10 protein-coding genes are annotated in these 13,623 nt (G+C 64.0%); 2 read left to right on the forward strand and 8 right to left on the reverse strand.

The genetic code is table 11. From position 1 onward, the window contains the following. The first annotated feature begins 17 nt into the window (after positions 1 to 17). Complete coding sequence (locus tag HGK27_RS00145) at positions 18 to 1,631, forward strand: CHASE domain-containing protein (protein ID WP_241126715.1); 1,614 nt, start codon at positions 18 to 20, stop codon at positions 1,629 to 1,631. A gap of 257 nt (positions 1,632 to 1,888) precedes the next feature. Here HGK27_RS00145 and HGK27_RS00150 read toward each other — a convergent pair whose 3' ends face one another. The 8 genes from HGK27_RS00150 to HGK27_RS00185 form a co-directional block, all read right to left on the reverse strand. Further along, positions 1,889 to 2,692, reverse strand: coding sequence for a response regulator (locus HGK27_RS00150; RefSeq protein ID WP_206237779.1), 804 nt, complete (start codon positions 2,690 to 2,692; stop codon positions 1,889 to 1,891). A gap of 355 nt (positions 2,693 to 3,047) precedes the next feature. Then, the gene (locus HGK27_RS00155; protein WP_206237781.1) at positions 3,048 to 4,199 is read right to left on the reverse strand and encodes a GNAT family protein; all 1,152 of its coding nucleotides are present in this window, start codon (positions 4,197 to 4,199) and stop codon (positions 3,048 to 3,050) included. A 315-nt stretch (positions 4,200 to 4,514) separates the two neighbouring features. Next, a complete protein-coding gene (locus tag HGK27_RS00160; protein ID WP_206242601.1) occupies positions 4,515 to 5,243 on the reverse strand; it encodes a sterol desaturase family protein in 729 nt (242 codons plus the stop codon). A gap of 277 nt (positions 5,244 to 5,520) precedes the next feature. Continuing rightward, positions 5,521 to 6,621 carry an LPS export ABC transporter permease LptG gene (gene lptG / locus HGK27_RS00165; protein ID WP_206242603.1) on the reverse strand — a complete coding sequence of 367 codons (1,101 nt, stop codon included), beginning with the start codon at positions 6,619 to 6,621 and terminating at the stop codon, positions 5,521 to 5,523. Further along, positions 6,621 to 7,880 carry an LPS export ABC transporter permease LptF gene (gene lptF / locus HGK27_RS00170; protein WP_206237783.1) on the reverse strand — a complete coding sequence of 420 codons (1,260 nt, stop codon included), beginning with the start codon at positions 7,878 to 7,880 and terminating at the stop codon, positions 6,621 to 6,623. The genes lptG and lptF overlap by 1 nt, the downstream gene beginning before the upstream one ends. Positions 7,881 to 8,051: 171 nt before the next feature. Next, positions 8,052 to 8,396 carry an ATP-dependent Clp protease adapter ClpS gene (gene clpS, locus HGK27_RS00175; RefSeq protein WP_206242605.1) on the reverse strand — a complete coding sequence of 115 codons (345 nt, stop codon included), beginning with the start codon at positions 8,394 to 8,396 and terminating at the stop codon, positions 8,052 to 8,054. A gap of 447 nt (positions 8,397 to 8,843) precedes the next feature. After that, a complete protein-coding gene (locus HGK27_RS00180; RefSeq protein WP_206237784.1) occupies positions 8,844 to 9,947 on the reverse strand; it encodes a phasin family protein in 1,104 nt (367 codons plus the stop codon). Between the two features lie 328 nt (positions 9,948 to 10,275). Continuing rightward, on the reverse strand, positions 10,276 to 12,108 hold the full coding sequence (locus tag HGK27_RS00185; protein WP_241126719.1) for a PHA/PHB synthase family protein: 1,833 nt from the start codon (positions 12,106 to 12,108) through the stop codon (positions 10,276 to 10,278). A gap of 296 nt (positions 12,109 to 12,404) precedes the next feature. On the opposite strand from HGK27_RS00185, the gene HGK27_RS00190 reads away from it, so the two are divergent. Beyond that, complete coding sequence (locus HGK27_RS00190; protein ID WP_206237786.1) at positions 12,405 to 13,613, forward strand: LL-diaminopimelate aminotransferase; 1,209 nt, start codon at positions 12,405 to 12,407, stop codon at positions 13,611 to 13,613. Positions 13,614 to 13,623: the final 10 nt, after the last annotated feature.

The raw sequence follows: 13,623 nt of genomic DNA on the forward strand, positions 1-13,623 counted from the left end.
AGCGGTTTCCAAGGCTCGTGCCCATAGGCACCTTTGCCCTCGCCATGGTGATGACGGCGCTGAGCGTCTGGGCCATCGAACGTGTCGAGGATCAGCGACGTGAAGGCCAGGCCCGCGCCGCCGCCAGCGTGGTGGCCACCGCGCTGGACCGGCGGGCTCATTCCTATGTGTCTTACCTGAGGGCGGGCTCGCTGATGCTGGGCACGCGCAAGGACCCGACGCGTGAGGATTTCGAATCCATCGCCGGGGGCCTGCTGGATGACGCCGATTATCACGGTGCGCTGGGCATCGGCTGGCTGCCGGTGCTGAAACCCGCGCAGATCCCGGCTTTCGAGAAGCGGATGAATACGGCCGGCCAGGAGGGCTATACGGTCCATCCCGCGCCAGACCCTGCAAGCAGGATGGTGGTGCCGGTCGGTTTCATCGCCGATATGAATGAGCGCAACCGGCCGACGCTGGGCTTCGACACCTATTCCGAGCCCAAGCGCCGCGCCGTGATCGATCAGGCCATCGCCCGGCGTCAGTTGACCGCCAGCGGGCCGGTCTCGCTGATCATGCAGACGCGCGCCGGGGAATGGCAGGGTTTTCTGCTGTTTATGCCGGTCTATGGCCCGGGCCAAACCGATCTGCCGCGCGGCTTTATCAGCGCGCCCTTCAACGCCGGGGCCTTTCTCAGCTCGATCGTGGTGCTGGAGAAGATCGAGGATCTGGAGGTGCGCCTCTATGATGGCGCCATGGAGTCGTCCCGGCTGATCGCGCGGACTGGCGCGCAAGGCGCCTCGATGCATCCGGTGGCGACTCAGGCGCTGACTCTGGGCGGCCGCCGCCTGCTGGTGGCGGTGGATGCGCCCGAGGGTGGCCTGACCCGTACCGCATGGGTGGCGCTGATGCTGGGCACCACCATCGCCCTGCTGCTGGCCGTGGTGGCCCGCATCGTCAGCCGCCGCGCCGAGCAGGACCGTGAGGCGCTGCTGTGGCTGCGTGAGCAGGCTTCGATCCGCGCCTCGCTGACGCGTGAGCTGAACCACCGCGTGAAGAACACTTTGGCCAATGTGCTGTCGCTGATCGCGCTGACCAAGCGGCGGGCCACCGGGCTGGACGAATTTGTGGAGGGTTTGCAGGGCCGTATCCGGGCGCTCTCCGCCACGCATGACCTGCTGACCAACAGCGAATGGGGCCCCACCGCCCTGCGCGATGTGGTGCTGGCCGAGGTTGCCCCCTACACACGCGGCGACGATGCGGCGGTGGCGCTGAGCGGGCCGGACGTCGATCTGGCGCCCAATGATGCGCTGTCTCTGGGGCTGGCGCTGCATGAGCTGGCGACCAATGCCTCGAAATATGGCTCGCTCAGCGTGGCGACGGGGCGCGTCGATGTCTCATGGGCGATGGTGGGCGAGGGCGTGGTGCAGGTTCACTGGCAGGAGAGCGACGGCCCGCCCGTGCCTGCCTTGCGCAGCCGTGGTTTTGGCACCGATCTGATCGAGAAGATCGTGGCGCATGAGCTGGGGCACGGCGTTCAGCTGGATTTTGCGGTGACCGGGGTGCGGTGCACGCTGATGGTGCCGGTGCGGGCGCCGGTGGCGTTCAGCATTCGGGCTCGGCAGCAGAATGGGCAGGGGAAGGGGAAGTAGGAAGGAAGATGCGAGGGGGTTACCCCCTCGCGCTCCCATTCCGTCTTCCGGCGATGGGGCAGCGGTTCCCGATCGGTGCGCCCAGCCTCTCCACCTGCGCGGCATCAGGCGCCGCAGGCAGGGAAGTGCCTGAACGATGGGCTGTGCGGGCGATTTGAAAGCCTGCGGCGCGGCAATCCGGGCGCAAGGCCGAACCAGATGCGCAACGTAGACATTCCCGGGAGCGCGAGGGTGTAACACCCTCGCATCTTCACTTCTTACCCTTCTGCAACCTTCAAAGGCTCCGGTTCCCGGAAGAACAGCGCCTGCGCCATGGCGGTCGTGACGCTGGCCTCGCGGAAGGGCTTGGTCACCAGCCATGTCGGTTCAAGGCGATCGCCCGTCAGCAGGCGCTCGGGATAGGCGGTGATGAAGATCACCGGCACGTCGATCACGGCATGGATATCATCCACGGCATCCACGCCCGAGCTGCCGTCGGCCAGCTGGATATCGGCCAGCACCAGACCGGGGCGGTTATGGGCGATGGCCTCCACCGCCTGCGTGCGCGTGGCGGCGGTGGCGCAGACGCGGTGGCCTTGTGCCTTGACGATATCTTCCAGCTGCATGGCGATCAGCGGCTCATCCTCGATGATGAGGACATCGGTGGTGGCATCGCGCGCGATATCGGTCAGGGCGGTGGCGACCAGCGCCTGGGCTTCCTGCACCGAGACCTCAAGGATATCGGCGGCCTGGGCGACGGTGAAATCCTCCACCGTGGTCAGCAGCAGCGCTTGCCGGCTGAGGGGGGTGATGCGCGAGAGGCGCAGCTGGGCCGCTTTCTCCGCCGTGCCTTCGGGCAGGCTGGAGAGTTCGCCCTGATGGACATTGTTCCAGACCTGACCGAGCGCACGATAGAGGGCAATACGGCCGCCCTGCAGGCTGGCGCGCAGTTCCGGCTGGGCCAGCGCCGTTTCGAGCAGCGTGACGACCAGCGTATCGCCCGCCGCCTGATTCCCGCAGAGTGCGCGCGCGTAGCGCCGCAGATAGGGGAGTTGGGGGGCGAGTTGGGTGCCGAGCGGCATAGAATTCCTCCGCGCATGTCGCCCGCAACGTGCTTCGCGCGGGGGCATGAAGTCTCAGCCACGACTTTAGCAGCGATGCCCGCAAAGGCAGCATGAATAATTCTTCAAAAGGCGGGAACCGTCGCGAAGGAGCGGCGTTTCATCCCTGTCACCGCCGAGACCCCCCTCCCGTCCACAGCGGCTGGTGATGCGATCCCGGAAAGGCCCCTGTCCCAGCTGGCAGGGGCCTTTTTGTTTAGATTACGGGTTTTTACGGTGATTTTTGGGGCTGATCAGGGCGCTGATATGGCCTTCCCCACCCTGCCGGTCATGCCGTGCAAGGTGGAAAAACAGGCCTGCGCCGCGCTGAAAAACCTTACAGCGCCTTTTCGTAAATCCGGTACTCTTTGTTAACCACGGAATGAATTTCGCGCGCGATCGAATTCATTCCCTGATTGTCATCGAGAATCCAGCCGATCTCACCGCGACTCGCACCGTAATTCGCCACCGAATTGGCGCGGATATACTCGATCATCATGAAAGCCAGCTGGCTGGCCAGACGGCTGGACTGCAGCTTCTTGCGGACCCCCATCAGCGGCACGCGCATGGTCTTCACGCGCGGGCGCCAGATCCACAGCAGCAGCTTGATCCAGCCCAGCGGCGAGGGCTTGGGCCCGATCTTGGCCAGCACCTCGTTCATGTCGGGCAGGGTCATCATGAAGGCGACGGGCTCGCCCTCATACTCGGCGATCTGCACCAGATCGGCCTTGATCAGCGGCTTCAGCTTCTTGCCGGTGTAGGCCACCTCGGAATCGGTGATCGGCACGAAGCCCCAATTGTCGCTCCACGCATCGTTCAGGATGTCGAGGATGATCGCCGCTTCCTTCGCGAAATCCTTCAGCACCACATTGCGCACATTGATCTTGGGGTTCTTCTCACCGCTGGCGACGATGCGCTGGATCAGCGGCGGAAATTCCTTGGTGATGTCCAGCTCATAGGTCTGGAGGTTCTTGGCCTTGATGTAGCCCGCCGCCTCGATCCACGGCTGGAACTTGGCGTTCTGGTGGCCCATCATCACCGTCGGCGGATGGTCATGACCCTTCACCAGCAGGCCCGGCTCTTCCCACACGGAAAGGTTCATCGGCGCCAGCACGCGGGTCATGCCCTGAGCGCGCAGCCAGTCCTCGGCCGCCGCGATCAGCTGATGCGCGATGTCCTGAGTCTCGGCCTCCAGGGCGCCCCAGTTGCCGGTGCCCGGGCCCATGCCCTGTTCGACCGGCTGGCCCAGCGCCTGCTCGTCGATCAGCGCGGCGATGCGGCCCACGATGACGCCATCGCGCTTGGCCAGCAGGAACTGGCATTTGGCATGCTCATGGAACGGGTTGCCGCCGGCGGTGATCTTCTCCAGCTCCTCGCCGCGCAGCTGGGGGACGAAGTTCGGATCGCCCGCATTCGCCTTGTAGACGTAATCGACCCACTGGCCGCGCTCGGCCTTGGTGGTGACCGGGCTGATGGTGATGGCGGCCATTGTGCTGATGCTCCCTAAGCGTTCGGCGCGGGGTTTAGACGGGTTGAGGGGGTTAAGGAAGGGGTAAGAAAGCAGGAAAAAGCGAGGGTGTTACACCCTCGCGCTCCCATGACGTCTTCCGGCGAAATGGCAGTGGCGTCCGATCCGAGCGCCCTAATTCTCCACCAGTGTAACCTATGGCGCCGCAGGCTCTAAAATTCGCAGCGCTGGACAAGGATTATGGCCTGCGGCGCGGCAAACTGGGCGCAAGGCTGAACCCTTGGCGCAACGCAGACATTAAGGGGAGCGCGAGGGCGATGGCCCTCGCATCTTCTCTTACTTCTTCTCTGCCATACCCCGCCGACGCGGATGCCCGCTGGCGATCCCGCCCGAGAGTTCCTTCACCCAAGGATACTTCACAGCCACCTCTTCCGTGTAGCCCAGATTGAACACGGTGGGGCTACGCTTGGGGCGGTCCTTCTTCACATAATAGGTGCCCAGAACCCGGTCCCAGGTGTAGTTGGTGATGCCGAAGTTGCCGTCCTCGTCGAAATAGTGGTGCTCATTGTGGCGCTGCTTCATGTGCTGCACCCACTTCCATTTTGGCTTGAAGGCCAGATGCTGGATGCAGTGCATGAACTCATAGTAGCAGGTGGTGATGATGCCGGTGGCAAAGGCGATCGCCGCGCCGCCCAGCCAGAAGTCCTTGCCGCCGATCAGCGCGCCGACCGGGGCCGTGGCGATGAAGATGGTAGGCAGGGTGGTGTGAAGCGCGCCGAACAGCACCTCCAGATGGTTGGGGTCCTGATGGTGATCATAGTGGATGCGCTTCCACGTCGAGGCCAGCATCTTGAACTTGTAGGGCCACTGGCCGTGCAGCACATATTGGTGCAGCAGATGCCAGACCAGCGGGTAGATCACCACGGCGGCCAGCACGGCGCCACCAGCGCGCAGCAGGGGCGCGGGATACAGCACGAAGACCACCAGCGAGGCCAGTGCGACCGCCAGATAGGCCACGATCGTATAATGCTGGAAATAGGCGCTCACCAGCTCGGGCAGCGTCATGCGGTCCAGATAGTGCGAGCGCTTCCAGAAGGGCAGCTTGGCCTCATCTGTGGTTTGGGTCTGGGACACTGTGATCTTCCTGTGCTTCTCGGGCCATATGTGGGCGTGGCGGCGGTGGTCGCAACCGGGCCGCCTCGGGAAGCAGTCCCTTGCATGCCGTTTTCTGGCCTGTCGTTGTTCCGGGTCAAACTGGCGCACGGCTGCGAATCGCAGCCGTGACGCCTGACTGTCAGCTGCCCCTAAAGCCGATCATTGCGGCGGATTTGGGGCAACAATATTACTCTTCGGTTTTGATGAGGACGGTCTCGCCCACGAAGAGGAACAGGAAGAAGGGTGCCCAGGCCGCGATCAGCGGGGGATAGCCGCCGAAATTGCCGATGGCGAGGGCGGCATTGTCCAGCACGAAATAGGCAAAGCCCATACCCATGCCGACGATCGCGCGGATCAGCAGCGCGCCCGAACGCGCCAGACCGAAGGCCGCCACGGCGCCCAGCAGCGGCATCAGCAGCGCGGCCAGAGGTCCGGAGAACTTGTGCCACCATTTGCCGGTGAGTTCGGCGGTGGGGCGCCCGCTGGCGCGCAGCGAGTTGATGGCGTGAGTCAGCTGGAAGATGTTCATGCCATCGGCGTCGACCTTGGCGATCTCCAGCTGGGCGGGGGTCACCCTGGGGGCGACGACCTGCGCCTGCGTGGGGCTTTGCGTGGCGGTGGCGACATCGAAGCTGGTGCCCGGCGCCAGCTTCCAGCCGGGGCGGGCATAGGTGGCCGAAGGACTGTCGATCTTGCCGGTGATGCGGCCATCGGCGTCGCGCAGATACCAGGTGACGTTGGTCATCTGGGGCACGCCATCGGCATCATTGGCCAGGCTCTCGACATAGAGGATGTTGTGCCCATCGGCGACATAGACATTGGAGCGTGTGGCACTGCCGGGCTGGATCACGCCGTAATCCACCGCTTCCCATGCCTTCAGCCGGCCTGTCACATGGGTGACGACCGTCTCGTTGAAGGTGAAGCTGACGCCTGAGACCACCATGGCGGTGGCCAGCATGGGCGCAAGGATCTGATGCGCGGAAAGCCCCGCCGCGCGCATGGCGATGATCTCGCTGTTCTGGTTCAGCGGGAAGAAGGTGAAGAGCGTGGCCAGCAGCACCGAATAGGGCAGGAAGCGCGCCACCAACTGAGGCGCGCGCAGCGTGACATAGGTCCACAGCTGGGCCTCGCCATTGCCCTTGTGGGCCAGGATGTGGCCGCTTTCGCCCAGCAGGTCGAGCAGCTGCAGCACCACCACCAGCATCACCAGCGTGCCGAGAATGCGCGTGATGAACAGGCGCGAGAGGTACAGCGCCAGCGTGCGCGAGGGAAACAGGTCGAGTTCGATCACGCAGCCTGTTCCTTCTTCTCGTCCTCATCGTCGGTGGCGTTGGGGGTTTCGGGAATGAAGCCCTTCATCTTCTTCTTGCCGATCAGGCGGGTCAGGCGCTTCACCGCATTCTGGAAGAAGCGCTCCAGCGCGCCGATCGGCTGGCCGCCGGGCACATAGGCCAGCGTCCAGTACATCCAGATGATGATGGCGGCAAAGACGCCGAAAGGCACCCACAGCCCCAGCCACGGGTCGATCTTGCCCAGGCTGGAGACCTGCTCGCCATATTCATTGACCTTGTGATAGGCCACCACCATCACGATGGAGATGAACACGCCCAGCGCCGACGACGACCGCTTGGGCGGCACCGCCAGCGAGACCGCCAGCAAAGGCAGCAGCAGAATCATCACCACCTCGGCGAGGCGATAGTTCAGGCTGGCGCGGACCACATTGCGGGTTTCCTCCGAAGTGTCCTTGGACCAGCCCAGCTTGAGCAGTTCGGGCAGGAAATACTCACGCTCCACCCCGCCGCGCATGCGGAATTTCTCCACGCTGGGCAGGTCGATGGGCAGATCGTGGCGGGTGAAGTTGAGCACGCGGGGCGGCTGGCCCACCGGATTCTGCACGATCTGGCCATCGGTCAGGCGCAGGATCACCGTGTCGGGATTGGAATGCAGCGCGAGGAAGCGGCCCTGTTTCGCGGTGATCGACAGGACCTGGCCCTTCTGCTCGGTGACGCGCATGAAGATGCCGTTGAGTTCGCGGCCCTCGTCATGGCTCTGCTCAATGCGCAGCGACATGCGGTCGCGCAGCGTGTTGAATTCGCCCACGCGGATCGAGGCGCCCAGCGCGCCGGTCGACAGTTCGAAGGTCAGCTGCTCATAGAGATAGCGCGAATAGGGCTGCACATAGCTGACGATGAACAGGTTGCAGATCGCCAGCACCAGCGCCATCAGATAGGGCACGCGCAGCAGGCGGGTGTAGCTGAGGCCCACGGCGCGCATCACATCCAGCTCGCTGCTGGTGGCGAGGCGCCGGAAAGCCATCAGCACGCCCAGCATCAAGCCCAGCGGGATCGCCAGGCTGGCATATTCGGGCACCATGTTCATCAGCAGGCTGAAGACGACCTGCACCGGCCCGCCCTGCGATCCGACGAAATCGAACAGCTTGAGCATCTTGTCGAGCATCAGCAGCGATGCGGCGACGACGAACACCGCCAGCATCGGCATCAGCACCAGCCGGAAGATATAGCGATCGAGGGCGGTGAAGAATTTCACAGAAGACCAGTCATAGGTGAGGGCCAGTCATAGAGCTGAGGCCCGGAGCCGGGCGGCTGGAAAGGCGGTGAAACCGGCCTGTGCAGTAAGAGCGCGCGCCGCCCGACGCAAGGGGCAGCGCGCCGGTCCGTGGTGCGGGCGGGGGTGGCCGAAGGTGCAAGCGAAGGCGTCTCAGGCCTTTTCAAGCGTGCATTGCAGGGGGTGCTGGTTCTCCCGCGCGAAATCCATCACCTGATTCACCTTGGTCTCGGCAATCTCGTAAGGGAAGATGCCGCAAACGCCGACGCCGCGCTGATGGACATGCAGCATCACCCGCGTCGCCTGTTCCAGATCCATGGCGAAGAAGCGCTTCAGCACCATCACCACGAATTCCATCGGCGTGTAATCGTCGTTCAGCAGCAGCACCTTGAACTGGCTGGGCTTCTTGGGCTTGGCCTTGGCGCGGGTGGCCAGGCCCACCTGGCCCGGGCCGCCGGTGTCGGTATCGCGCCCGGCGCCCCGCGTTTCAGCCTGAATCGACGGCTGGCGGAGGGCGGAAAGAGGCGCCGCGTCGCAGGACAACAGGCGCGCCGACAGGGGGCTGGGCTGGGTGGAGAAGGAGGGCATAAGGTTGAGAATACCGCAAACCGGGGGGGGAGGGCAAGGTGCTGGCTGGGTGCGCCCCTTGGCCGAGCGGAACTGCCCCGCTTGCGCGGCAGTCCGAAAGGCGCGGCCGATATAGGGCGTGAAGGCCATAAAAAAAGCGGAGCGCATGGAGTGCGCCCCGCTTTTCTCTATCTTTCGGCTGCCACGCTGATGGCTTTGCGCGGTGAAAAGCCCGTCAGCGGGTTTCAGCGCATGCCGGGTTTCCCCGGCCATCCCAAGCCTCAGTATCGTACCCGCCTGTGTCACCGCCCGGATGCGGTGCGTGAAAGTCGGCCAACCCTTCCTTCACGCACCGACATCAGGAGCCGGTGAGCCGGATCAGGCGGCGGCCTTCACCTTTTCGACAGCCACGCTGACGCGGCTGGAGAGCGGGGCGACGACATCGCCGGCCAGCTTCAGCACGGTTTCGCTCTGCTTCGAGGAGAACGACACGGCCTTGTCGAAGTGCTTCTTGAGCAGGTCCGAGTGGATCTGCAGGAAGTCGGTCGGGGTCTTGGCGGCGGCCAGGGACTTGGCTTCGGTGGTCAGCGTTTCGAAGGCTTCGCGGCTGTCGGCAACCAGGGCGGTGCCCAGTTCCTGCAGGCCGGCGGTCAGGATCTTGCCCGATTCGACGATGGCTTCGAGGTTGCCCTTGGCGAACTCATTGTAGTCACCGAAAGCGGAGGTGCTCTTTTCGTAAGCGGCCTTGGCCTTCTCCTGGAAGTCGGCGAAAGAGGTCTTGAAGACTTCGTTGAAGTCGAAATTGGGCAGAGAGGACATGAAGGACTCCTTGGGCTGAGAGACAGGTTGAGAGGCGGGTTTGGGTTGGGCGGGGGAAGGGGTTTTGGCCGCTGCGGGCGCCGGTGCGGGCTTGGCAGCAGCAGGCTGGGCCGGAGCGGCCTGAGGCGCTGCAGCCTTGGCCGGTTCCGATTTGGGCTGCGCGGGCTTTTCCGCGGCAGCTTTGGCCGGGGCCGGGGCGGGCTTGGCAGGCGTCGCGACTTTCGCGGTGGCCGCAGCCGGAGCCTTCACAGCGGGCTTGGTCGCTTCGCTGGCAACGGCGGGTTTGGTTTCCGCAGCCTTGGCCGGCGCCGCGGCAGGCTTGCTCGGCGCGGGGCTGCTGGCCACGGGCTTGTCCGCGACAGGGGCGGCCTTGGGCGCGGCTTCAGCGGCGGGCGCAGCCTTGGGGGCTTCCGCCTTCGCCGTGATCGCGGGCGGCGCAGCCGGAGGCGGCACCAGCAGAGCGTCAGACTTGGCTGCGCTGGGCGCTGCGGCAGGCGCTGCCGCAGCAGAAGGCGTCACGGCAGGCTTGGCAGCCTCAGCCTTCGGCGCTTCAATCTTTGACGTCACAGTCTTGGGGTCTGCCTGTTTGGCAGGAATGGCCTGCGGGGCAACGGGCTTGCGCGCGCCCTTGGCCCGAGGTGTAGAGCTTGCCTTGATAGCCATGGCGAACCTTCCCGGAAACAATCCACGAATGCAGCTATTGGATTTGCAGCTTTGACGACCTTGTAATCGGCGTCCTGTCTAATCGTTGATGGCGGAGCCGGAGTCAAGTGAATTTGTGCAGTGCAGCAAAGCCCGGGCGCGGCGCATCAGTCATGTCGCGACATAACATGAGCAGAACCCGAAAAACACAGGAAAGTTCCCGTGTATGAAGGATTTTCAACTGACATCGCTGTCCATTCGGTGGTTGTTGCCCAAAGGCACCAACCACCGGAAAACACCTATGTATTTTGCGGATGCGAAGACAGAAATGCTGCAGTCTTAAGACAGCTCAGCGCTCTCTTACATAGCGCCCCGGAGCATCCTCGATCACGCTGTCACCACGCCCGCCGGGCGCGCGCTTGCCCTTGGCGGGCACCGTGGCCGAATCATGCTGCGCCAGCCAGGCACGCCAATGCGGCCACCAGCTGCCCGCAGTCTCCTTGGCCCCGGCGATAAAGTCATCCAGCGTGTGGGCGGGGCCTTCATGGGTCCAGTACTGGTATTTCCTGGCTGCAGGCGGATTGACCACCCCCGCAATATGCCCCGAACCGGCCAGCACGAACTGCTTGTCGGCATGCGGCAGCAGGGCGTTCATCCGCCACACGCTTTCGGGCGGGGCGATATGGTCCTCGCGCCCGGCCTGAATGTAGCAGGGGGTGGTGATGTCCCCCAGATCGATCGGCGTGCCCAGAGCCTCCAGCGAATCGGGCTGCGCCAGCCGGTTGTCGCGATAGAGGTCGCAGAGATAGGCATGGTGCCATTTGGCGGGCAGATTGGTGGTGTCGCCGTTCCAGTAGAGCAGGTCGAAGGGGCGGTAATCGTTCCCCATCAGATAGTTGTTGACCACATAGCTCCAGATCAGATCATTGGGGCGCAGCAGGTTGAAGGTGGCCGCCAGATAGCGCCCGTCGATAAAGCCTTCCTTGCCCAGCGACGCGATGGTGGCGATCTGCTGATCATCGATGAAGTTCTTGAGGTCTCCCGCCTTCTCGAAATCGACCTGCGCCGTGAAGAAGGTGGCGCTGGCCACGCGGTCCGCCGCGCCGCGCCGCGCCAGAATCGCCAGCGTGGCCGCCAGCGTGGTGCCTGCCACGCAATAGCCGATGGTGTGGACGCTGGGCACCTTCAGCCTCTCGCGGATCACCTCGATCGCTTCGAGCTGGCAGGCGATATAATGGTCCCACGTCACCTCGGCCATCGAGGCGTCAGCCGATTTCCAGCTCACCATAAAGGTGGTGATCCCCTGATCCACCGCCCATTTGACGAAGCTCTTCTGCGGGCTGAGGTCCAGAATGTAGAAGCGGTTGATCCATGGCGGGAAGATCACCAGCGGGATCTGCCCCACCTGCTCGGTGCTGGGGCTGTACTGGATCAGCTGGAACATCGGGTGTTCAAACACCACCTTGCCCGGCGTGGCGGCGATGCTCTCACCCACGGTGAAAGCGTGATTGTCGGTATGCGTGAGCTGCCCGCGCCGCAGATCGTCGAGCAGATGGGAGAAGCCCTTGATCAGGCTCTCGCCCTTGGTCTCCAGCGCGCGCTGCATGACGATGGGGTTGGTCAGCGGGAAATGGTCGGGGCTCAGTGCATCGAGCAGGGCGCGGGTGGCGAAGCGCAGCTGCTCCTTCTTGATCGGATCGACGCCTTCCACCGCATCGGCCATGGCAGTGATCTCTTCGGCCACCATCAGATAGGCCTGATGGATCAGCGCGAAGAAGGGATTGTCGCGCCAGCGCGGATCGGCAAAGCGCTTGTCTTCCCGGGGCAGCTCCACCGGCTGGTCCTTGGTGCCAAGGCCATATTGGCTGACCATCTTGCCCCACAGGTTCAGACTGTCGGTCCACAGCTTCTGCTGCACGGCGGGGCGCGCCAGCGGCGAGAGGTTGAACCAGCCCTCCATCAGCCCCATCCAGCTGGCCGGATCGGACATGGTGGGGATGGCGGGCTTTTCGGCGGTCAGCTTGCGGGCCTGCTCGTTCTGGAAATCGAGCCACATGGTCTGCAGCTTGCCCATGATCTCGGCCCAGTGGGCAGCGTCCTGCGGGCTGGAGAAGGGCAGCGACAGGCCGGGCATCACCGAATCGAGCCATTGCTGCCCGGCCTGGGTGGGCAGCTTGACCATCGTGTCGATCATTTGGGAAAAGATATCGCCGGACGTCGTATCAGTCGGGGCTTTGGTCACCATTGGGGATGCTTCCTCACAGGATTGCCGCAGGACTTCCGGGCTGATGCTAGCGGCCTGAACGGGGGATGGAAGTGCTTCCTGCGTTTCGGCAATTTTTTTGCCTCGCTCTCTCGCCTTCGCAGCGAATCTGGCGCATGGGGTCAGTCATCGTTCCGCAATCTTGCGGAGCGCATTGGGGCGCCGGTGAGGCGCCGCCCCACAATCTTCATCCCAGCGCCTCCAGGAAAGGTCCGATGTCCGAAGAATTCTACCGCATGAAGCGACTGCCGCCCTATGTCATCGCCGAAGTCAACGGCATGCGGGCCGCAGCACGCGCAGCCGGTAAGGACATCATCGACCTCGGCATGGGCAACCCTGACCTGCCGCCGCCCGCCCATGTGATCGACAAGCTGTGCGAAGTGGCGCAGAAGCCCAGCGCGCATGGCTATTCGGCCTCCAAGGGCATTCCCGGCGTGCGCAAGGCTCAGGCCAATTATTATGGCCGCCGCTTCGGCGTGGAGCTGGACCCCGAGACCGAGGTCGTGATGACCATGGGTTCGAAGGAAGGTCTGGCCAGCATGGCCACGGCGATCACATCGCCGGGCGATGTGGTGCTGGCGCCCAATCCGTCCTACCCGATTCACACCTTCGGCTTCATCATCGCCGGGGCGACGATCCGCAGCGTGCCGACCACGCCGGATGAGCGCTATTGGGAATCGCTGGACCGCGCCATGGCCTTCACCGTGCCGCGCCCCTCGATCCTGATCGTGAACTATCCCTCCAACCCCACGGCGGAAACCGTCGATCTGGCCTTCTATGAGCGGCTGGTGGCCTGGGCCAAGGAGAACAAGGTCTGGATTCTGTCCGATCTGGCCTATTCCGAACTGTATTACGACGGCAAGCCGACGGTCAGCATCCTGCAGGTGCCGGGCGCCAAGGATGTGGCGGTGGAGTTCACCTCCATGTCCAAGACCTTCAGCATGGCCGGCTGGCGCGTGGGCTTTGCGGTGGGCAACCAGCGGCTGATCGCGGCGTTGACCCGCGTGAAGTCCTACCTCGATTACGGCGCCTTCACCCCGATTCAGGCGGCGGCCTGTGCCGCGCTGAACGGTCCGCAGGATATCGTGGAGGCCAATCGCGTGCTGTATCAAAAGCGCCGCGACGTGATGGTCGATGCCTTTGGCCGTGCGGGCTGGGATATTCCTTCGCCCAAGGCTTCCATGTTCGCATGGGCGCCGCTGCCGCCTGCCTTGGCGCATATGGGATCGCTGGAGTTCTCCAAGCAGTTGCTGACTCATGCCGATGTCGCCGTGGCGCCGGGCGTGGGTTACGGCGAGGATGGCGAGGGCTTCGTGCGTATCGCCATGGTGGAGAACGAGCAGCGGCTCCGTCAGGCCGCGCGCAACATCAAGCGCTATCTGCAGAGCATGGGCGTGAACACGCCCAGCACCAAAAGCGCCTGATCAAGGTCTG

The sequence above is a fragment of the Novosphingobium terrae genome (assembly GCF_017163935.1).
Taxonomy (GTDB): Bacteria; Pseudomonadota; Alphaproteobacteria; order Sphingomonadales; family Sphingomonadaceae; genus Novosphingobium; species Novosphingobium terrae.

Excerpts from the sequence above, each read along its gene's own strand:
- HGK27_RS00160 (WP_206242601.1), bottom strand. The coding sequence starts at position 5,243 with ATGACGCTGCCCGAGCTGGTGAGCGCCTATTTCCAGCATTATACGATC.
- HGK27_RS00180 (WP_206237784.1), bottom strand. The coding sequence starts at position 9,947 with ATGGCTATCAAGGCAAGCTCTACACCTCGGGCCAAGGGCGCGCGCAAG.
- HGK27_RS00150 (WP_206237779.1), bottom strand. The coding sequence starts at position 2,692 with ATGCCGCTCGGCACCCAACTCGCCCCCCAACTCCCCTATCTGCGGCGC.
- HGK27_RS00190 (WP_206237786.1), top strand. The coding sequence starts at position 12,405 with ATGTCCGAAGAATTCTACCGCATGAAGCGACTGCCGCCCTATGTCATC.
- HGK27_RS00185 (WP_241126719.1), bottom strand. The coding sequence starts at position 12,108 with ATGGTCAAGCTGCCCACCCAGGCCGGGCAGCAATGGCTCGATTCGGTG.
- HGK27_RS00155 (WP_206237781.1), bottom strand. The coding sequence starts at position 4,199 with ATGGCCGCCATCACCATCAGCCCGGTCACCACCAAGGCCGAGCGCGGC.